This window comes from Caldithrix sp., assembly GCF_056497305.1.
The window spans coordinates 1-21,692 of record NZ_JBSMDE010000018.1 but is presented as its reverse complement, the minus strand read 5'-3'; the positions used below and the strand labels follow the sequence as shown (position 1 = coordinate 21,692).

15 protein-coding genes and 1 pseudogene are annotated in these 21,692 nt (G+C 46.1%); 13 read left to right on the top strand and 3 right to left on the bottom strand.

The features are described from left to right. A pseudogene (locus tag ACWB0I_RS01770) lies at positions 1-1,468 on the top strand (DUF3387 domain-containing protein); the annotation flags it as partial. 193 nt (positions 1,469-1,661) lie between these two features. On the opposite strand, the gene ACWB0I_RS01765 reads toward ACWB0I_RS01770, so the two are convergent. After that, positions 1,662-2,036, bottom strand: a complete 375-nt coding sequence (locus ACWB0I_RS01765) for a hypothetical protein (RefSeq protein ID WP_479386314.1) — start codon at positions 2,034-2,036, stop codon at positions 1,662-1,664. Positions 2,037-2,499: 463 nt separating this feature from the next. On the opposite strand from ACWB0I_RS01765, the gene ACWB0I_RS01760 reads away from it, so the two are divergent. The 7 genes from ACWB0I_RS01760 to hflC all read left to right on the top strand — a co-directional run bounded on the left by ACWB0I_RS01760 (position 2,500) and on the right by hflC (position 13,035). Then, positions 2,500-5,145: a winged helix-turn-helix domain-containing protein gene (locus ACWB0I_RS01760; RefSeq protein ID WP_479386313.1), complete on the top strand. Its 2,646-nt coding sequence runs from the start codon at positions 2,500-2,502 to the stop codon at positions 5,143-5,145. A gap of 218 nt (positions 5,146-5,363) precedes the next feature. Next, positions 5,364-6,308, top strand: coding sequence for a c-type cytochrome (locus tag ACWB0I_RS01755; RefSeq protein WP_479386312.1), 945 nt, complete (start codon positions 5,364-5,366; stop codon positions 6,306-6,308). 15 nt (positions 6,309-6,323) lie between these two features. Further along, positions 6,324-7,256, top strand: coding sequence for an alpha/beta fold hydrolase (locus ACWB0I_RS01750; RefSeq protein WP_479386311.1), 933 nt, complete (start codon positions 6,324-6,326; stop codon positions 7,254-7,256). A gap of 809 nt (positions 7,257-8,065) precedes the next feature. Continuing rightward, the gene (locus ACWB0I_RS01745) at positions 8,066-10,288 is read left to right on the top strand and encodes a M23 family metallopeptidase (RefSeq protein ID WP_479386310.1); all 2,223 of its coding nucleotides are present in this window, start codon (positions 8,066-8,068) and stop codon (positions 10,286-10,288) included. Next, positions 10,285-10,947, top strand: coding sequence for a rhomboid family intramembrane serine protease (locus tag ACWB0I_RS01740; RefSeq protein ID WP_479386309.1), 663 nt, complete (start codon positions 10,285-10,287; stop codon positions 10,945-10,947). The genes ACWB0I_RS01745 and ACWB0I_RS01740 overlap by 4 nt, the downstream gene beginning before the upstream one ends. 152 nt (positions 10,948-11,099) lie before the next feature. Continuing rightward, the gene (gene hflK, locus ACWB0I_RS01735; RefSeq protein ID WP_479386308.1) at positions 11,100-12,092 is read left to right on the top strand and encodes an FtsH protease activity modulator HflK; all 993 of its coding nucleotides are present in this window, start codon (positions 11,100-11,102) and stop codon (positions 12,090-12,092) included. After that, positions 12,085-13,035 carry a protease modulator HflC gene (gene hflC, locus ACWB0I_RS01730; RefSeq protein ID WP_479386307.1) on the top strand — a complete coding sequence of 317 codons (951 nt, stop codon included), beginning with the start codon at positions 12,085-12,087 and terminating at the stop codon, positions 13,033-13,035. The genes hflK and hflC overlap by 8 nt, the downstream gene beginning before the upstream one ends. 47 nt (positions 13,036-13,082) lie before the next feature. On the opposite strand, the gene ACWB0I_RS01725 is transcribed toward hflC, so the two are convergent. Both ACWB0I_RS01725 and ACWB0I_RS01720 read right to left on the bottom strand, forming a co-directional pair. Further along, positions 13,083-13,595, bottom strand: a complete 513-nt coding sequence (locus tag ACWB0I_RS01725) for a ferritin (protein ID WP_479386306.1) — start codon at positions 13,593-13,595, stop codon at positions 13,083-13,085. A 152-nt stretch (positions 13,596-13,747) separates the two neighbouring features. Then, on the bottom strand, positions 13,748-15,637 hold the full coding sequence (locus ACWB0I_RS01720) for a M1 family metallopeptidase (protein ID WP_479386305.1): 1,890 nt from the start codon (positions 15,635-15,637) through the stop codon (positions 13,748-13,750). A gap of 582 nt (positions 15,638-16,219) precedes the next feature. Here ACWB0I_RS01720 and ACWB0I_RS01715 point away from each other — a divergent pair. The 5 genes from ACWB0I_RS01715 to ACWB0I_RS01695 all read left to right on the top strand — a co-directional run bounded on the left by ACWB0I_RS01715 (position 16,220) and on the right by ACWB0I_RS01695 (position 21,582). Beyond that, positions 16,220-16,441, top strand: a complete 222-nt coding sequence (locus ACWB0I_RS01715) for a hypothetical protein (protein WP_479386304.1) — start codon at positions 16,220-16,222, stop codon at positions 16,439-16,441. 259 nt (positions 16,442-16,700) lie between these two features. Continuing rightward, a complete protein-coding gene (gene kaiC, locus ACWB0I_RS01710; protein ID WP_479386303.1) occupies positions 16,701-18,377 on the top strand; it encodes a circadian clock protein KaiC in 1,677 nt (558 codons plus the stop codon). 20 nt (positions 18,378-18,397) lie between these two features. Then, the gene (locus ACWB0I_RS01705) at positions 18,398-18,712 is read left to right on the top strand and encodes a circadian clock KaiB family protein (RefSeq protein ID WP_479386302.1); all 315 of its coding nucleotides are present in this window, start codon (positions 18,398-18,400) and stop codon (positions 18,710-18,712) included. Next, on the top strand, positions 18,702-19,043 hold the full coding sequence (locus ACWB0I_RS01700) for a thioredoxin domain-containing protein (protein WP_479386301.1): 342 nt from the start codon (positions 18,702-18,704) through the stop codon (positions 19,041-19,043). The genes ACWB0I_RS01705 and ACWB0I_RS01700 overlap by 11 nt, the downstream gene beginning before the upstream one ends. After that, complete coding sequence (locus ACWB0I_RS01695; protein WP_479386300.1) at positions 19,021-21,582, top strand: PAS domain-containing hybrid sensor histidine kinase/response regulator; 2,562 nt, start codon at positions 19,021-19,023, stop codon at positions 21,580-21,582. The genes ACWB0I_RS01700 and ACWB0I_RS01695 overlap by 23 nt, the downstream gene beginning before the upstream one ends. The last annotated feature ends 110 nt before the right edge of the window (positions 21,583-21,692 follow it).

Genomic DNA, 21,692 nt, shown 5'->3' with positions numbered 1-21,692 from the left:
ACATTTCGAGCGACGCCAGGAAACGCTTTTTGGTAAGGGCATGATTGTCTGCATGAGCCGGCGCATTTGTGTTGAAATGTATAAAGCCATCACGAACCTGCGTCCCGGTTGGCACAGCGAAGACGATACAAAAGGCAAGATCAAGGTGGTGATGACCGGTTCCGCATCCGACTCGCCCGAATGGCAGCCACACGTTCGGAATAAGGCCGCGCGCGATCTGTTGGCCCGGCGCTTCAAGGATCCTGACGACGCGTTGCATCTGGTGATCGTGCGTGACATGTGGCTTACCGGCTTCGACGTCCCCTGTCTGCACACGATGTACATCGACAAACCCATGAGCGGCCATAACCTGATGCAGGCCATTGCCCGCGTGAACCGCGTCTTCCGCGACAAACCTGGCGGGTTGGTGGTGGATTATCTGGGCATTGCCGATTCGCTTAAACACGCGCTGGCCGTCTATGCCGAAAGCGGCGGCCAGGGCAGCGCGGCCATCGACCAGGCCGAAACCGTGGCGGTGATGAAGGAGAAATACGAGGTGGTGCAGGGCATTCTGCACGGCTTTAACTACAGGGAGTTGCTTAGTGCAGATACATCCGCCCACATGCAGGGCATCGCGGATGCCATGGAGTACATTCTCCAGCAAGAGGACGGTAAAAAGCGTTATTTGCAGGCAGTGGCAGCTCTGTCTAAAGCTTTTGCTCTGGCGGTGCCCCATGAGGAAGCCCTGGCCATCCGCGATGAAGTCGGTTTATTCCAGGAAATCAGGGCTGCATTGATCAAAGCCACCGTTAGCCAGGCAGAAAAAACGCCCGGAGACATGGAAGCCGCTGTACGACAACTGGTTTCAAGAGCGGTTTCGGGCACGGAAGTGGTGGATATTTTTGCGGCTGCAGGAATTGACAAGCCGGATATTTCCATTTTGTCCGATGAGTTCCTGGCCGAGGTGCGGGCGCTGCCGCAAAAGAATCTGGCGGTGGAGGCGCTCAGGAAACTTCTGCAGGACGAAATCAAAGTACGACTACGCAAAAACGTGGTGCAATCGCGGGCATTCTCCGAAATGCTGGAAGAAGCACTGAACAAGTATCACAACCGTGCCATTGCTGCGGCTGAGGTTATCTAGGAGTTGATTGCCATTGCTAAAGAAATGCGCGAGGCGCAGCGCCGGGGCGAAAAACTGGGGCTCTCTGAGGACGAAGCCGCCTTTTACGATGCCCTTGCGGCTAACCAAAGTGCGGTAGAAGTATTGGGTGATGAGACATTGAAAAAGATCGCCGAAGAGCTGGTGGAAAGGGTGCGGAAGAGTGTGACCGTGGATTGGAGCAAGCGGGAAAGCGCCCGTGCACAGTTGCGCGTTCTCGTGAAACGCATCCTGCGGAAATACGGCTATCCGCCAGACAAACAGGAACAGGCAACGGATCTGGTACTGGAGCAAACCGAAGTGCTTTGTCAGGATTGGGTGGGCATCTGATACGCGAACCACCCAACAATTCGCTGCAGCCGATCCCGCGGGCATGGCGATTTGCAGGCGATGGGCATGGCTGGAGAAGCATGAAACGCACTCCAGGCATCGAGCGGGCGGCTGAGCTCAAGGTCATTATGGCATGAACCAAAAAAGATACGGCATATAACACAGCAGAGTGTAAACGATGGGTTATGTATATCTATTGGAGCAGTTGGAGATATGGTGAATTATGAATTTTTGGATCTTCGAAACGGCTTACTCTATCCATGCATGCGGGGGGGTTATTTCCATTCTCGTATTTCATGGATCCAATATAGAACCTCGATCCGGATCCGCTGATGCCCGATAAAAACACATCCGGGATTCGCCCCCGGCGAATAGATCGCCCCCGAAGGCCGTTTGCTGCAATAGCGTCCCCCGCAGTAGTAACTGCTAATCCTCTTACAGTAAATCGTTCCTGAATAGCCGAAACGATCTCCAAAAAGAGACGCAACATCTCCAATCTGGTATCCGTTCTTCCCGCCAAAAGATCACGCAATCCCTTGCTTTTTGTATCCACCTGTCGTATCTTCATGCGAGGTTCCTCCCTTTTGTTCAGTTTATTTCTTCTAATCATCTACAATCTGGAGGAACCTCCTCCTTTTTGCAAGGAGAATTTCAACAAAGAATAAGATAATATCCAAAATACCGGAATAAAGCGAATTTTTTTTAACTTAGAGGGAGATTTAATATCAATACGAGCTTTTTATTGAAACCAACATGCAGCTTGCTTTGTTCTGTCCGAATATAACCGGCTGATGGTTTTTTTGCGCCTAAAGATTGGGGGTTGACAACACCCCTCTTTGGTGTAAGAAGCAATCAGCTCATGGCGGATAATGAACTATCGGATTCACCTGAGTATTCCCAGATTTCCTCCTGTAAGGGACGTTCGAGGTTGGCCTGTCGTTTTCCTGCAAAAGAAGTTCTGTTAAACATTGCAGTAATAAATTCCGACAATGACCATTGGTTAAAGTTGATTTAGAGGTAGCTTTTATCACATGAATGATACCAACTGGATCCCGAAAACCAGATTAATGCCGCCACAGACGGTAGAAAAGGTGCTGCCACGGCCACATCTGGTTTCCCGCGTAAAAACAGCGCTACTTACTCGCCGGCTGACCTTACTTTCGGCGGCAGCCGGCTCCGGGAAAACCACCCTGGCGGTACAGGCCATTCAGGAACTGAATACGGTTCGGGTGGCCTGGCTGAGACTCAGTGAAGACGATAACGATGTGCCCGCCTTTTTCAGCGCGCTGATTGCCGCCTGGCAACAAATCCTGCCGCAAGCCTTCCCCCACAGCCATGAGCTTCTCAATAGCATTGCCGGAAAAACAGACGTATCCAGAGCGCTTTTGGCCACGCTCATCAATGAATTGCTTGCCACGGAACAATCGACATTTATTCTGGTGCTGGATGATTATCACGTGATCCACAATGCTGCGGTTCATCGGGCGTTGGCCTATCTTCTGGAGCATGCACCGCCAGGGCTGCACCTGTTGATGACCACGCGAGTGGATCCCCCCTTGCCCCTGGCACGCCTTCGGTCCCGGGGACAGCTATCCGAATTCCGCCTGGAGGACATGAAATTTGATACCCGGGAAATTCAAGCCTATTTCCGTGAACTCTGGCAGGTGCATCTGACCGCCGCAGAAAACCAGTTTATTTATGAGCATACCGATGGCTGGGTGGCTTCGCTGAATCTATTTGCACTGATGCTACAGCCGTCCACCCAGCGTTCTGAATCGCAAGATTTCTTTACCCGCTTTACCGGTTCCCAGCGTCTGATTTATCAATTGCTGGCTGAAGAAGTATTGAGCCAGCAATCGGAAGACATACGCCGATTTCTGCTGGAAACCAGTATTCTTTCCGAACTGACCCCGCAACTTTGCACTGCGGTAACACAGCAAGCCAACGCGCCGGAACTTTTGAAAGAAGCCTACCGCCGGAATCTCTTCCTGACAGAAGCAGGGGAGAGCGCTGCCTATCGATACCACGACTTATTTACGGAATTTTTGCGCCATCAACTGGCAGAAAAATATCCCCGGCGATTGCCGGAATTACACATTCGCGCTGCACAAGCCCATCACGATCCCGTGGAAAAAATTCGCCACTACCTGGCGGCTCAGCGCTGGGAAGAGGCGGCTGCGGTGCTGGAAAAAGAGGGACAAACATTGCTGGCGCATGGTCATATTCAAGGTCTGCAACGCTGGCTTAACGCTTTTCCAGCGTCAATCGTGCAAAAAAGTCCCTTTTTAATGTATTTACAGGGAACCTGCGCGCTGCAATTGGGAGATTTCACCCGCGCAGAGCAGGATTTGCAACAGGCATTGAACGGTGTGATTCACCACCGCAATGAAGAGGCAGAGGGACAGATTCTGCTCATGCTGGCCAATCTCGCTTCCGCCCAACACGACGATCAAAAGACCCTTTTTTACTTGCAGCAGGCACTTGCCAAACCGCTCCGGCCCCACCAACAGGTGCAGGCCCATATCACTTCTGCCTGGATGCATGTGTATGCCGGCAATCTGAATCGCAAGGCGAAGAACGATTTAATCCAGGCGGTACGCATTACCCAAATGAGCGCCGATCCGCGGGCATACACCATATTGGGACATCAATTGCGCGCTCCGCTGTTGTTCAGTCAACTGGGAGTGGCAACCTTTGAGCGCTATTGCCGCGAGATCATTCAAAAATTTGGCGACACGCCCACTCCGGCGTCCGTAGGGGCGCTTTCCTTACTCAATGTCATCTTACTTTTAAAAGGAAACGTGGCAGAGGCTGGTAACCTGCGCCAGCGCGCCTGGAAGTTAAATCGCCTGTTAGGACAATTAGTATATGTGACCATTGGGCTGGACATCAGCGAACTCCTGACCCATTTGTTTCAGGGAAATTTTCAGTCATTTGAAGACTACTGGCAGGAGAGACTTTCCTTCTACGAGCAAACCGAGGGACCGCGACAATGGTTGGTCTGTATGCTGTTTTTGCGGGGCTTGCAACTTTATCTGAACGATCGAATTGATGAAGTGCAGCAGATCCTGGAGCAAATCCATCAGGAACTTTTGCCCGACGACCTGCCAGAAAATATCGTGGCGGCAGAAACCCTGAACGGCATGCTATTGATGCACCGGAAACAATGGAGGGAAGCCGAAAATATTTTACAGCAGGCCATGGATCGAATGGAATCCGCACCGCACAGTCTGATGTTTGCCAATCCGTACAGCTGGTTAGCCCATTTATATCAAAAAAGAGAGCGAGTCAAGGAAGCGCGCGCAGTAATGGAAGCGCTGTTTTCTGATTACCGGATGAAAGACATCGGCGGTATCCTGCTGCGCGAAGGGGCGATATCGGGCCCCCTGCTGGACCTGATCGACCATTTGCCGGAAGCCCGGCGCATCCGCAGGATGTGGCAGCGCCTTCATTCCTGTCGGCCGGTTCCCATTCCCCAATCGCAGGAGGTGCTCACCCCCCGGGAAATGGAGGTTCTGCGCCTGCTGGCCCAGGGTGCCCGAAATCAGGACATCGCCTCCTCCCTCTTCATCACCGTGCGCACGGTCAAAGCCCACGTTTCCCATATTCTGGCTAAAATGGGCGTGCAAACCCGTACCCAGGCGGTCTCCAGGGCCCGGGAACTGGGCATTCTGTAAATGTTACACCTCTTTCTTTACAGCCCGTCAATACCGACGAACCATCCTCAGTAATACCATCATTCCAGCAATAACCGCCCCAAAATTGTACCAAAGTACAATGCCCCGGAGGGCCTCGGATGTTTATTTTTAACCGGTGTTTTTAAAGGGGAGACGCGGAAATTTTCTTTGAGGAAGATCAGGATTCTTAAATACACAAAAATTAATGGGAGACCGCCATGAAAACAACGCGCTCTAAAATATACAAACGGGCGGCGATCAGCCTGGGGAGTCTCGCTGTTCTTATTCTGATTGCCGTAACCGTTGTTTACATAATCAGCAGCCATCGGATGAATCGATCCTTTCAAATTCCTTCTCATCCGCTATCGGTATTATCCGATTCCGGTACGATTGCTTACGGTAAACGCCTCAGCCAGATTCGGGGCTGTACCGACTGCCACGGAGAGAATCTGGCGGGGCGTTTAATGATTGACGCGCCGCTGGTGATGAAACTGTACACCAGCAATCTGACTCCAGGAGAAGGCGGCGTGGGCGCATCTTACAGTGATGCCGATTGGGAGCGCGCCATCCGGCACGGCATCGGACGGGATGGTAAGCCGCTGCTGTTCATGCCGACTCTGGAGTTCTTTCATTTAAGTGACCGGGATGTGGCAGCACTGATCGCTTACTTGAAAACGCTTCCCCCGGTAGATCACGTGTTGCCCGCCAGCACGGTTGGACCGTTAGGCAGGATTTTTTATCTGGCCGGCAAAATAAAATTAGTTCACGCAGAACTGATCGATCATGCGGCCGCACATCCGGACACTCCCACACCCGCCATTACAGTGGAATATGGCCGATATCTGGCATTGGGCTGTATGGGGTGCCACGGGCCAAAACTCAACGGAGGAAAGATTCCCGGTGCTCCCCCCAATTGGCCCCCTGCCGCCGACTTAACACCTTCTGGCAATCTGAAAAATTGGAACGAAAGGGACTTCATTCGGGCGATGCGCACTGGCATCAAACCCAATGGTCAGGCCTTTCTGCCACAAATGCCGTATCAGATCCTGAATGCCATGACGGACGATGAATTGAAAGCGGTATGGCTATTTTTGCAGTCCCTATCCCCTAAATCGACTTTTGGGGATAAAGAATTATCCGCAGAGCAAAAATCCAACCCTTGATCTGGAGGAAATCCCATGAAAGCCAACAATAAAAAACGGTATAAACACGCCGAAGACCACCTGTTCCATTCCTGTGGATTGGAACGCCAGGAGCATTTTATCCCAATCCCTGCCCTTGGGATTCAGATTCGTGTGCAGGTAACTGGATCCGGTAAACCACTCTTATTTGTTCATGGAGGACCGAATGCGGGGAGCACCTGGGCAGGGCTTGCCTCCCTGTTGCCCAATTACCAGTGTATTCTTCTGGATCGTCCCGGTTGTGGGCTGAGCGAAGCCCCCAACAGTACCCGGCTTTCCCGCGAAGCGTTGATGCACTGGATCATCTCCACAATAGACGGCGTGTTGAATTATTTCCAGTATGAAGACATTACCCTGGTGGGGAGTTCATTCGGTGGATACTGGGTGCTGCAATATGCCCTGTTCAAGCCGATGCGTGTGGCGCGGCTGATTCTGGAAGGCTGTCCGGCAATGGTGGAAGAAATGGCCATTCCAGGGTTCATGAAATCCATGACCAAACCCCTGCTGCGATGGCTGATTCCGAAACTTCCAACAACCCCATCGTATGCCAGAAAAATCATGGAAGAGATTGGACACACGTATTCGGTGGAAAATCAGGTGTTGTCCGAACCGTTCGTGCAATGGTACGTTTCCCTGTCGAACCATACCGATACGCTGAAAAACGACCTGTTCATCATCAAGCATATCCTTGCCGGTGGGCGATTAAATCCGGAATACATTCTACCGGATGATGAAATTCAAACCATCCATTCGCCCACACTATGGTTGTGGGGGGAAGATGACCCCTTCGGCGGAGTGGATATTGGCAACCGCATCCACTCCAAAATGGAGAATTCGCAATTTTTCGCCTTTCAAAAGAGCGGGCATTTACCCTGGCTGGATCAGCCGGGAGAACATGCAGCCAAAATCCGGGAATTTGTGTCGCAATAAATTAGAGAATTTCGGGCAGGTTCCTGCCTGAAAGATTGCACAGTTAAAACGGCATGCTAATGAAAAGAATGTTTCCGTGGTGGTATTCTGCGGCCAACCCGGATAGCTCCGAAAACAGAAAAATTTTATAATCGGCTTAATAAGATTTGCATATTATATTTATATACAGTAAAATTTGCACATCATCAAAACAAAACCGCATTAAAGAAAACTCCTCCGGGTACCACAAGACGCCAGTTCAGTTGTTTCATCCCAGTTTTGATGAGTAGCAATAGAGAAATCCAAGGCAGCCCAGCCGCAACCAAAAACATTTTAACAGGCATTTAATCAACCACAAAGAGCCCAGAGAAGTCACAAAGATCGAAAAGAATTAATTTAAATTAAAAATTATGAATTACGAATAATTTTGCGAAGGGGCAAGTGGTGCCCGGGCTTTGAAGGCCCGTGCCGAAATGTCAATCTGAATCCCCCGATTTATCGGGGGAGGAAGAATCCCCTCCACTGGAACACACGCAAACGCAACGTAACGCGAGCTTCAGCTCGAGACTTTGGTAATGGCGAAGCATTCACAAAGTGGCAAAATATCTTAACATATCAGAGTAAAACTCAGCCAAGCTGCACAATTTGCTCCCACTTCCCTTGTATTAAAAGAAGGGAAGGGGGGCGGTGGGTGTTAGGATATTCATCAAAAAATTTTCGCACGCTAATGCCTTACATCTTTTGAAGGCAGTATTCTAATCCGGCAAAAAATATTTGAATTTTACAACGAGAACTCGTAATAATAGCATTTAAAAATTAAAAGGAATTGGATGAGACACGGATTATTTTTTCTGTTCATGGCATTGCTGGTTCATTTGTCTTTTGCTCAACACTATCTCTGGCCCACATCAGCCAGCAAATACCTATCAGCCAGTTTTTGCGAATACCGGCCCGGCCATTACCATTCAGCTATTGACATCAAGACCTGGAATCGCGAAGGTTTTCCCGTATTTGCCGTTGAAGACGGTTTTTTGTTTCGCGTACGTGTTTCTCCATACGGCTATGGGAAAGTTATCTATCTAAAGCTCAACGATGGGCGCTTTGCGGTTTACGCTCACCTACAACGCTTTAACAAAAAAATAGAGAAGGCCGTGCGTCTGGTACAGTTGCAGAAAAAACGATACAGTATTGATTGGCGCCCCCAAAAATGGCCGGTGAAAAAGGGTGAAATCATTGCCTTTACCGGGCAGACCGGTATTGGCGTTCCTCACCTACATTTTGAAATTCGCGATCCTCAGAATCATCCGCTGAATCCCCTGCAATTTTTTAAGAATCAGATCAAGGACACCATCGCACCCAAATTGCAGGAACTGCTGTTCATCCCTCTAAATAGATTCAGCACGGTAAATGGCTCAGTACTACCTGCCATCATCCCCCTAAAAAAGCAGAACGGGATTTATCGGCTTACAAAACCCGTTTATGCCAGGGGTAAAATTGGCATCGCCGTCAGAGGGTTCGATCGGGCCAATGATGTTTACAATAAATATGGATTTTATCAAGAAGCATTGTACATCAATGACCATCTCACTTTTAAAGCCAGCTATGACACGCTCGATTTTGGCAAAACCGCTCAAATTGATCTGGAGATCTATTATCCCCTCAAAGCCCTGCAAAACAAAAAATTTCATAAATTGTATAAAGAACCCTTTAATGATTTAGACTTCCTGCACACCGACCAGACCAGTGGCGTGCTGACCCTCAGGCGGGATAAGCAGTTTTTCCGCATTGTTATTAGCGATTATGCGGGAAATGCCAGTGTGGTTGAAGGCCTGATTCTTCCGGAATTTGAAACTTCTCCCAGAATATTGCTGGCCCGTCAACTGCAAAATCAGTTATTTGTCCAATTGCAGACCCCAGCTCACCTGCAGAGTCTATCTCTTTATTCCAGCCATCGGACCTCTGATTGGCAACTGCTAAAATCCTATGAAATTGTTCAGCAACAATTTAAACCGCACAGTCAGCATCTTCTGCTCAGGGCCACCTTAAATCCGTCAGCGATTAAAAACCTGAAGATCGTCGGCCTCACTAATGATAAACGACAATTCCGTCTAACTCACAATTTTTCTGTGCCCCAGGATAGCCTGTCTGTTAAATTCATCAATCTGGGCCGATACTGGGTGGTGCGTTATGCTCCGCTGCAAAATCTGCAAAAATTTAGCATCCAAACCATTTTAAATAATCGCCCTGTTCAGCCTGTTACCCATTTTCATCAGCAAACCCTAGAACAGGTGATCGGCCCGGGCCCACAGTCCCTGCAAACCTTAAGAGTAGTGGTCAAAAAGTTTGAAAAGACGCTCTTTGACAGCACACTGCATTTTGCTGTTTTATTTCCGGTCAGGCAACAAGAACTGAATTTTTTTCATGATTCCCTGCAAATCCGTTCGCCCAAAGGCGCCCTGTACGATACCACTATCGTTCGTTTGAAAAAGAATGAAACAATTTTGAATGTCAGAGATTCTCTGCCGGTTTTAAGTCCGGAATTCATCTTTGACTGGTATCCTCAACCATTAAAAAAATCCATTGCCCTGTCCGTTCAATACGATTTGTCTAATCTTCCTGCCGGAAGCATTGGTTGCTACCGGACGAACAAAAAGCAGCAACTCGCTTTCTTAGGGAACCATGTGGATTCGATAAATCACAAGGTGACTGCCCATGTCAGGGGTTTTCCGCGATTCGTGGTAGCCAGCGACACGAGTCCGCCATTAGTGAAGGTTGTTAACCTCTCTGATCAACAAACGCTTTCCAGTTTACAAAACGTAAAAATTGCGGTTGATGACGCACTATCGGGGCTTGATTCTGATCGTAACTTTCGTATTTTTATGGATGAGAAATGGCTCATTCCTGAATGGGATCCGGAACGAAAGCAGGTTTTAGTTTCTCCATACTGGCAGCTTAAAAAAGGTTCACATACGTTAAAGATTGAAGTCACAGATCGGGCCGGCAATGTTACAAAAAAATCCATAAAGTTTTTTATTAAAAGGGAAACCCGATGATACCAATTGCTGATGAAAGCCCACGCGGTTACACCCCTTACGTAAATTACGGGTTAATTGTTCTTAATATTTTATCCTATTTTTTCTGGCAACAGCACACAGAGGGCTTTATTTACACCTATGGTCTGGTTCCGGCTAAATTCTTTTCCCCTGAATACCAGCCTTTTGCCACGCTGACCATATTTACATCCATGTTCATGCATGGCGGGTTGGGACACCTGTTTGGCAATATGCTTTACCTGTACATTTTTGGCGACAATGTTGAGTACACTCTGGGCCATGTACGCTACCTTTTCTTTTATTTAACGGCAGGCGTGGCGGCCGCGCTGCTGCAAACCTTTCTGGCACCGCATTCAACCATTCCCATGGTTGGAGCCAGCGGAGCCATTTCCGGAGTCCTGGGCGCCTATCTGTTCAAATTTCCCCGCAATCGCATTTCAATATTGATCTTCTTTTTCTTTTTCATTGATATTATTCATGTTCCTGCAGTTATTGTGCTTACATTGTGGTTCATTTTTCAACTATTTAATGGCTGGCTTTCGCTTATTCCTGGCTTACAGGGTGGTGTGGCCTGGTTTGCCCACGTAGGAGGGTTTGCCGCTGGCTTTACTCTGGTCAAATTATTTGAACCCCGGCGAAGATGGAAAGCATGGTTGTAAAACAAGGGCAAGAGTTCACGATCCATAACCTACCCTGTCACCTCAAACGCTTTCATTATGCCACGATTAAAATAGGAATTGAATAAAAAAATGGTTAGTTTGTATTAGCCATCTGGTATTAACAAAGTCAACTTTAAAAGGAGGTACATTTTATGAGTACCAATACAGGAAACTTAAACCTCGAGGATTTCAAGCCCCCGCATATTTCGGGCAATTTTGTCAAATGGCTGGTGGCTGGCATCCTCGTACTCGTCTTTTTCTTCTCCAGCTGGTTTACCATCGGTGCGGAAGAGGTAGGCGTGGTTTTGCGCTTTGGTAAGTACGTGCGCACGGTTAATCCCGGACTAAACTTTAAATTGCCCTTCGGGATCGAAACCGTTTACAAAGTGCCGGTACAACGCCAGTTAAAACAAGAATTTGGTTTCAGAACCTTACGAGCCGGCGTAAGAACCGAATACTCAAGCCGGCGTTATCAGGAAGAATCGCTCATGCTTACCGGCGATCTGAATGCCGCCGAAGTCGAATGGATTGTGCAGTACCGCATTGCAGATCCCTATCACTATCTGTTCAAAGTGCGCAATGCAGAAACCACTTTCAGGGACATTAACGAAGCCGTCATGCGCGAAATCGTTGGCGACCGTACCGTAAACGAAGTTTTAACCGTAGGACGTCAGGAAATAGCCAGCGCCGCGGAAGCCATGGTTCAGGAACTGGCCAGCCAGTATGAAACGGGCATCAAAGTCGATCAAATCGTTCTGCAAGATGTCAACCCTCCGGATGAGGTAAAGCCTTCTTTCAACGAAGTCAATGAAGCGCAGCAAGAGAAGGAAAAGCTGATCAATCAGGCGCGTTCGGAATACAACAAAGTGATCCCCAAAGCCCGTGGCGAAGCGCAAAAAATTATTGAAGAGGCCCACGGTTATGCCCTGGAACGCGTCAATGAGGCCAAAGGCGATGTGGCTCGCTTTAACCAGCTGTTTGCCGAATATCGCAAAGCCAAAGAGGTGACCAAACAACGCATGTACCTGGAAACCATGAATGACATCCTTTCCAAGGTAGGGCGGAAATTGATTACCGATAAGGCGGCCACCGGGATTTTACCGCTGTTTCAATTAGATGACAAAGGAGGGCTGAAAAATGAATAAACGCAACTGGATTTTAGGCATTATTGTTTTTCTGGCCCTGATTGTGTTTTTTTCTGCCGCTTTTGTGGTGAATGAAACCGAACAGGTGATCATTACACGTTTTGGTAAGCCGGTCGGAGAGCCGATTACCACTCCGGGCATTCATTTTAAGTTGCCACTGATCGAAGACGCTACCTTTTTCGAAAAACGCTTTTTAGAATGGGATGGCGACGCCAATCAGGTGCCCACAAAAGACAAACGCTTCATCTGGGTCGATACCTACGCCCGCTGGCGAATTTCCGATCCGCTGTTATTCTTCCAGCGGGTTAGGGATGAGCGGGGCGCCCAGGCCCGATTGGATGATATTCTGGATGGTGAAACACGTAACGCAGTTGCTAAACACAATCTGGTAGAACTGGTACGAAGCACCAACCGGAAACCGTTGGTTCTGGCAGATACGGCCCTGGCTGATGAAAATCTGGAAGACGTCTTCCCCACCATTAAATATGGCCGCGAGCGGATCACGCGCGAAATTTTAAAGGCCGCCCAGGAACGCACCAAAGAATTGGGTGTGGAACTATTGGACATCCGCTTTAAACGCATTAATTACGTGGAAGAAGTGCAACGGAAAATTTACGAGCGGATGATTACCGAACGGAAACGAATTGCTGAAAAATACCGCTCCGAAGGACAGGGTGAAGCCTCTAAAATTCTGGGACAAAAAGAACGGGAGTTGAAAAAGATCCAGTCCGAAGCCTACAAGACAGCTCAGGAAATTCGCGGTAAGGCAGATGCCGAAGCTACAGCTATTTACGCCAGCGCCTACGACCGCAATTCTGAAACTCGCGACTTTTATCGTTTTATTAAAACTCTGGAAACTTACAAAAACACCTTTGGTGAAAAAGACTGGCTAATTCTGACAACGGACAGCGATTTTTACAAACTATTACAAAAAAGCAGGTAAAAACCAAAAGGCTATCGGTAAAAGTAAACCGATAGCCTTTTTTTTGACTATTCCTTTGCTGGTAAACTGGTTGGAGCGCGCTCGCCTAATTTTTGATCCAGCATGAAAAGCATGGTCGGATTATCTTTAATCCATTTTAACTGTTTGAGAATATCCGAAACCTGTTTCTCTTCTTCCACCTGTTCCTTAATAAACCATTCTAATTCTACCTGAGTTGGATAATCCTTTTCTTTGCTGGCCAGTTCATAAATTTGATTGATACTTTTTGTAATCATCTGTTCATGTTCCAGCACCTTTTCGAAAAGGTCCATGACATCTTTGTAATCATGTTGCGGTTTTTCGATGGTTCCCAACACCACATGTCCCTCGCGATCCTGGACATATTTAAACAGTTTCATGGCGTGTTGATGCTCTTCTTCTGCCTGACTGATGAACCAGTTGGCAAAACCGCCTAAATCGATGGAGTCGCAATAGGAAGCCATGGCCAGATACAGATATTCTGAAAAGAACTCTCTGGTTATCTGATCATTCAATGCTTCTTCTAAGGTTTTACTTAACATTTCTACCTCCTCTAATTTTTTAACATTTATTTCTCAATATTAGTTATTTCAGTCTAACTTTTTCCTCTCACCAAAATCCGACCACTTTTTTTAAAGAAAACGCTTGCCCCATTACATGAATTTCCAGGAACTAAGCCTACCAGCTCAAAAACTTACTCTTTCAAGCGAAGCACATTGTCCTGCTCAAATACATCGGGAATATGCGGCCCGCCCAAGTGAAGTTCGAGAATGGGTTTTTCCTTTTTTACTTTAACGAGGATTTCCTGATTGCCTCCTTTCCAGACGTCCAGCGCTTTTTCAATCAAGGCTTGACTGCTGTCCTGGTAAAGGATGGTCAACTTTACCGGCACAGGTAAATGGCCTTTTTTAGTCACTTTTACAGTCAGGTAATCTTTCTGGTTTTCTATTTTTTTTAGGGCCAGATCCGGATAGCCAAAATCAAAGAACCAGGGTTTAAAGAACCAGCTCAGGTCTTCCTTCGACGCTTCATTAAAGGTGAAAAAGAAGTCGAAGGGCATGGGATGTTTACCGTGCCAGCGCTCCATATAGGTATGCAGCGCTTTTAAAAAGCGTTCTCTGCCCAGATACTGTTCCAGCAAATAGTAGGCAATTCCCACTCTGTTGTAAGAAGCATTTCGATAAGAACCGCGTGCCTGCCCTCCGTAGACAATCGTTGGCACAATCATAGGAACATCGAACTCCGTTCCGGCAATTTTCAAATAACGCCCGATGGTTCGTTTTATTGGATCATAACCTGGCGCCTCACGGGCCTGGAAATCAAATGGCAACATAGTAGCCCAACCTTCATCCATCCAGGCATACTTCCGTTCATTGATACCCATAAAAAACGGAAAATAGGTGTGTGCGATTTCATGGCTGGTCACATGAACCATACCAGAGCGTTCCCTGGCAGAGCCGTCATTGACCATCATGGGGAATTCCATGCCCCCCTGCCCATTAAAAACGGTTAATGACGGGTAAGGAAAAGGATAGGCCGGCATCTCAGTGGAATAAAAAAGAATGGCCTTTCTGGCCACTTCCGCCACTTCGTAAAAATCTTCGGATTCTTTCTTAAAAACTGCGCCGATTAAAACCCGTTCCCGGTTTTCCGTTACTTTTGCGCTGGTCAAATCCCACAAATAGTGGTCGCTGGTAGAAAAGGCAAAATCGGGCACATGGTTGGCCACGTAATGGAAGGTGTTGCTGGCATTGTCAGCCGTAATGTGCCCCTCATTCAAATCTTTTTCGGTAATCACATGAACGACCGTATCCGATTGCAGTGCCTTTTCGTAGCGCCGGACGTATTTCTCCTGCAGTACTTCCTCAATATTTTGCAGGCGTCCCGTGGCCCAAACAATAAAATTTTTGGGCACTGTGATTTTAACATCGTAGTGGCTAAAATCATTGTAAAATTCCTGGCTACCGGTGTAGGTGTAAGTGTCCCAGCCTTCAAGATCATCATACACAGCCATTTGCGGATACCAGTAAGCAATGTGAAAGGAGCTGGAATCATAGGTGCCCATTCGGATATTCGATTTTCGTGGAATGGTCAATCGCCAGCTCAGTTCCAATTCTGCTTTACTCTTAGGTGCAATGACATTCTGCAAACGAATGCTCAGATTGGTGCCATAACGGCTAACATCTGTTTTTTTCTTCAGATCCAATTCCTGATCATTAATCTTTAACATGGTAATTTGAACGCCATCGTGTAAATCCTCCGGACTGATTGCCCAATCCCGTGGATTTCCTTTTTTAAACAGGTCCTGGTACAAACGAATGACCAGCCGCCGTAACGAATCAGGGCTCTCGTTGTGGTAAATTATCTTTTCCTGCCCGGTAATCGTCCTTGTCTCAGGTTCAAAGGTGGCTTCAATGAAATACTGCGAATGGTTTTGCCAGTAAGCCGGGCCGGGCTGGCCATCAAACGAGCGGGTCTCTTTTTGATAGGCCTTTTTCAGATTCAAAGGGATGGGCAGAGAAGAGCCTGCCATTACCTGCAGTGCAACCACAAAAATGGAAACGACAATCCAATACGTTTTCATCTTCCTCTCCGTGTACATTAAACTCCTGTGTTATTTTAAAGTTTTTTCAAATGTCAAGCAAATTAAGAAGAAGTTTTAGAATACTTCCATTAAAGGATCTATTCCCGCCACAGCGGGATGCAAAAATTTTTGTGTTAATGATCCTAACCCCCCGGCCCCCTTCCCTTTATTAAAAGAAGGGAAGGGGGAGCAAATTGTGCCGCTTTGCTGAGTCCTAGCCTTACATGTCAATAAATTTTATTTTTTTCTAAATCATTGTGCTCTTTGCGGTTAGTTTTGGTTGCGGCTCCGCTGCCTTGGTTAATTAGTTGAATGGTTGAATAGCTAAATGGTGCTGAGTGCCATTCTGATTCCCGCGTTAGCTGGAGAAGAATAACTTACACGAGCGTTGTTTCCTCTTCTCTCGATTTTCGGGAGAGGGGTTGTGAGAGGAATCCCTTACATGATTAAAGAGATTTCGGCTCTCGCTATATGCTCGGCCGGAATGACACGTTAGGGGAAGATATTTCACCATATGATTTCTCCACTTCGCACGTAGCTTTCGCGTTGCGCATCGGTCGAAATGGCAATCAGTGAGGCTTCGTGCCGAGCGTCATTCCAAATCCCGATCCTCGGGGACATGCCCGCCAGTCTGGCAAGGCGCAGCCTGACAGGTCTGGCCAGCCGGACAGGCCCGTCTGGCCATCGGACAGGCCCGTCTGGACGGCTATCCAGCCGGACAGGCCATTCAACAATTCAACTGTTTTACTTCCTCACACAGCACAAAAATTTTGGCATCCCGCCATGGTGGCAAAGATCTTTTAAAGAAAGTATTGCAATGAAAAAGAAAATGGAGCATCGAATTCCGGTAATAGTGGCATTTTGTTAAATATGTTAAAAAATAAAATAAGATTTGTAATAAATGTAAAGAATGGTTATGTTACAATAAATAGTTACTCAGGGATTGGCTCAAACTCTGTTTTTGGATTTCTGTCCCTGAATTAAAGATGTTATTTTTTATTTCGATAATTAGTACTCTGTGTTTGGTTAACATTCAAAAAACCTCAAATATGGAGGCATGAGAATGAATAACGCTACACTTCGCAAAACTTTAACAGGTATCACAGGATTAGACGAAATAACCCATGGGGGCATTCCTGCAGGTCGTCCGACGCTGGTATATGGTGGGCCTGGTACAGGTAAAACGCTTTTTGGATTACAATTTATTGCTCAGGGTGTTAAGCAGAACGAAAATGGAGTTATTTTAACCTTTGAAGAAACCGAAGAAGATTTAATTTTTTATGCCAGATCTATAGGGATTAATCTGGAAGAATTGGTAAATGAAAAAAAGGTCATCATTGACTATATCGATCTATCAAGAAATAAAGTGCATGAAGCTGGGCTCTACGACCTTGAAGGGTTGTTTTTAAGACTCCAGGCTGCGGTCAATGAAATTGGTGCAAAACGAGTGCATTTAGATACTCTGGAAGCCTTGTTTACTTTTTTTGAAAAAGAAGAAATAATCCGTAAAGAGTTTAGTCGTTTATTCCACTGGTTAAAGGAACGCCAATTAACTACGGTTGTGACGGCAGAAATTTCCCTTTCCAGTGAGATTCCGGTAACACGCTATGGTTTAGAAGAGTATGTTAGTGATTGTGTGATTTTCCTTGATAATCGCGTAAAGAGACAGGTGGCTACTCGACGTTTGCGCATTGTAAAATATCGCGGTTCGAGCCATGGAACCAACGAATATCCTTTTTTGATTCATGATGATGGTCTCATTGTTTTTCCGATTACTTCTGTGCGGCTGGAATACCAGGTTTCCTCAGAACGCATCAGTACCGGAATACCTGATCTGGATCAGATGCTCGACGGAGGTATTTTTCGTGGCAGTACCGTTCTAATCTCTGGAACTGCCGGAACTGGAAAAAGTACTATTGGGGTTTCCTTTATCAATGCGGCTTGTGAGCGTAAAGAGAAAGCGCTTTATGTTTCTTTTGAAGAATCTCCGGCGCAGATTGTGCGCAATATGTCTTCGGTGGGATTCAATCTGCAAAAACATATCGATGCTGGCTTGCTGGAAATTCATTCCCAACGTCCGACCATGTTTGGCCTGGAGATGCACCTGGCCAAGTTGATCGATTTAATCAAAAAAGTTTCTCCTTCAGTAATTGTTATTGATCCAATTAATAGCTTTTTAACCGATTCTGAAGAACGCGATGTCAAATTGATGCTGATGCGTTTTACGGATTTACTGAAGGAAAAGAATATTACAGCTTTTATGTTAAGCTTGACCGGAGGAGGCGAGCATACCGAACGTACGAATGTGGCCATCTCTTCCATAGTAGATACCTGGATTATCTTACGTGATGTTGAACAAGCCGGCGAGCGAAACAGAGCCCTGTTCATCTTAAAATCGCGCGGTCATAAACATTCCAATCAAGTACGGGAATTTTTAATTACTTCACAGGGCATACAATTAGTTGAAATTTATGAAGGGACCGAAGGATTGCTAACCGGATCAGCGCGTGTGGCCCAGAAAACCAAAGAAGACTTGGAACTGGAAAATCTGGACCAGGAACTGAAAAGGCTGCAAAAATTAATAGACAATCGTAGAAGATTATTTGATAATCAACTCGAATTGTTAAAAGCAAATTTTGAGAGTGAAATAGAGACGCTTGAGTTAAAACACAAACAAGTATTACAACAGAAACAAAAGCTGGAAGCACAGAGACAAATAATTCAAAAAATGCGTTCCTGAGAAACATAGAAAGGAACAACATGTCTGAAAGTAATCCCAAAAAGGCTTCGGCAAAGGTTCAAAAATGGATTTTTGAATTGTACATTGCTGGTCAATCACCTCGTTCTTTACAGGCTATCACTAATTTAAAATTAATCTGTGAAAAGCATTTAAAAGAAAATTATGAATTAACTATTATTGATGTTACTGAAAATCCGTCTCTGGCCAGGGTTAAACAAATCATCGCCCTGCCCACCTTAATCCGTTTAAGTCCGGCGCCAGAACGTAAGGTTGTGGGCGATTTATCCGAATTAGGCAAAGCGGAAGCAATTCTGGAATTAACCAATGGCAGGTAACCAAAAAGGGACAGATGTTTCCATGGTTTTATTAGTAAGTGGGATGACTGAACGATCGTTATGGGCCATCCGTTTAATACGTGAGATTTGCGATCAAAATTTATCTCATTATAATCTGACGGTGCTTGATGTGTACCGGGATTCTTCTCCTGATACTCAAAATATCCTGCCTGTTGCTCCTCTGCTAATCGGCAATGTGCCAGACCAAGTAATCGCAAAAATCAAACAGCAGGCAAAAGCGCTAAACTTTTTCCTGCCTGTCATAAGAGCCCAATTCATTCAGGTCGATGAATGGGGAGGAAATCAAAATGACTCAAGATCTGCAACTTAAACTAAAAATACTCGAAGAAAGATTAAGGGAAGCGGAAGATACGATAGATGCCATCCGTAAAGGAGAAATCGATGCCATTGTGGTTCAGGGAAAAGAACAACCGGAAATTTACACTCTAAGGACGGCCGATTTTACCTACCGTGTTTTAATCGAACGCATGAACGAAGGCGCAGCCATTCTCTCCAAAGAAGGCATTGTGCTGTATTCCAACAATAAACTGGCAGATATTTTGGGTTCTGATAAAACAGAGCTTGTCGGCCATTTTTTGAGTGATTTTCTGCTGACATCTGAACTGGAAAAATTAAACACAATTTTAGATAAAGGGCAACAACAAGCTGTAAGTCAGAAAATCTATTACGTCCGTCCTCATGATGGGAAATTGAAATCGCTGTTGTTTTCGGCCAATCCCATGCCCAGTGAAAGCGGGGCTGATATCGGCTTAATTGTTACCGATTTAAGCGAGGTGGAAGAGAAGGAAAAATTGCAAAAGTTGCAGGTGAAGCTTGAAGAAATGGTCGTTGATCGAACACGCCGCCTTCAGGAAGCGCATGAAGAATTAAAACTGATCAATGAACACCTGGCCAGGGAGATTGAAGAACATAAAAAAACGGAACATGAGTTAAGCCAAAAAGAACAGGAAATGGACGAGATTATCAATTCGGTAGCTGAGGGCATCCTGGGCATTGACAAAGAGGGATATTGTATTTTTGTTAACAATAGTTGTTTAACGCTGCTGGGATATGACTCCCGCGATGAAATCATTGGCAAAAAGGTTCAGTATATTCTCGCTCCACGTTATGAGCCCAACAGACCCAAATCGCAAAGAGTTAATAAAATTTTAAAAGCTATCAAAAATGGTACCTTTGAAGGATCAACCGATGTGTTTTTCCGTAGAAAGGACGGGCAGTACTTTCCTGTTGGCTATCTCATTCACCCACTGCGTTCTGATCATAAAGTGCGCGGCGCTGTGATTTCGTTCTGGGATTTTTCCCAACAACGCGCACTGGAAAATAAATTGAAACAAATGGCCAAGGTCCTGGAACAATCTCTGGATTTGATTCTGGTGACCGATATCGATGGCCGGATTGTTTATGTCAATCCCGCTTTTGAAAAAAATACCGGTTATACGCTGGATGAATTAAGAGATATAACGCCTAAAATACTGCTTAGCGAAGAACATGATCACTCTTTTTGTCAGGATCTTCTGGAAATTCTTAAAACGGGTAAGAACTGGCAGGGTACGGTTATTTGCAAACGAAAAAACGGTGAATTATTTAAGTGTTTAAGCGTATTTTTCCCCATCAAAAACGATGCGGGGGAAATTATTCATTACGCAGCTGTGCAACGGGATATTTCGGCAGAAGAGCAATTAAGAGAACAGATGTACCAGGCCCAAAAACTGGAGAGTTTGGGTAAATTAACCGGGGGCGTAGCTCATGACTTCAATAATCTTTTGACCGTCATTAATGGCTTTTCAAAATTAGGCCTGGAATTAATCAATAAAGATCATCCGCTCCACAATTATTTGGAACAAATCTACAAAGCGGGCGAAAGAGCTTCGCATCTGACCTCGCAATTGCTGACCTTTAGTCGTAAACAGGTCATCTCTCCTCAAAAGGTTAATATCAATGATATTTTGAAAGACACACAGAAATTGCTTCGGCGACTAATTAGTGAGGATATTGAACTGATCTTTCAATTGGATGAACACATTCAACCCATTAAGGCCGATGTTACGCAAATTGATCAGATTTTGATGAATTTAGTGGTTAACGCCCGTGATGCCATCCTGGAGAAGGAAAAGGCCGATGAAAAGAAGATCGTTATTATTACGCGTCAGGTGGACGTTTCTAAAAAAGAAGCCGACCAATACATCGATTTGAAGCCAGGTCCTCATGTGTTAATCCAGGTTAAAGATACCGGTATCGGTATGGCAGAAGAGGTTAAAAAACACATTTTTGAGCCCTTTTTTACCACAAAGAAGGAGGGCAAGGGAACCGGTCTGGGACTTTCGACGGTGTACGGAATTATCAAACAGAATGAAGCTTCGATTCGTGTGGAAAGTAAGTTGGGCGTGGGAACGACGTTTTCCATTTATTGGCCCAATTATCAGGTAGAAGAACAATCGCTCTATGAGCAAAAGACCTCAGGCACTTCGCAGGGAGACCGGCAATTAATCCTGATTGTGGAAGATGACTCTGATGTGCGGCAGTTATTGGAAGCTTTGCTTAAAAAATTGAATTATCGTGTACTTAGCGCACAAAATGGAAAAGAAGCGCTCGAAATCCTGGCCAACACCAGAGAACAGATTGCCGCCATTATTTCAGATTTGATTATGCCTCAGATGGATGGTATCGCTTTAGCAAAAAAGACCGAGGAAATGGGAATAACCATTCCTATCCTGTTCGGTACGGGATACGCCGATGAGCATCTGGAAAAAATTATTGAATCGGACTACAGCCGACGAATCATTCAGAAACCTTACACTCTGGAAGAGCTGTCCAGAAAATTAAATGAGGTTTTGAAAAATCAGGCCTAAGGCCCTGGCCAATTTTACACAAAGCAAAACGTAATTCGAGCTTCAACCCGAGACCAGGATTCCGGCTTTCGCCGGCACCCTCAGGAATGACCTGTTTAGAATACTTCCCT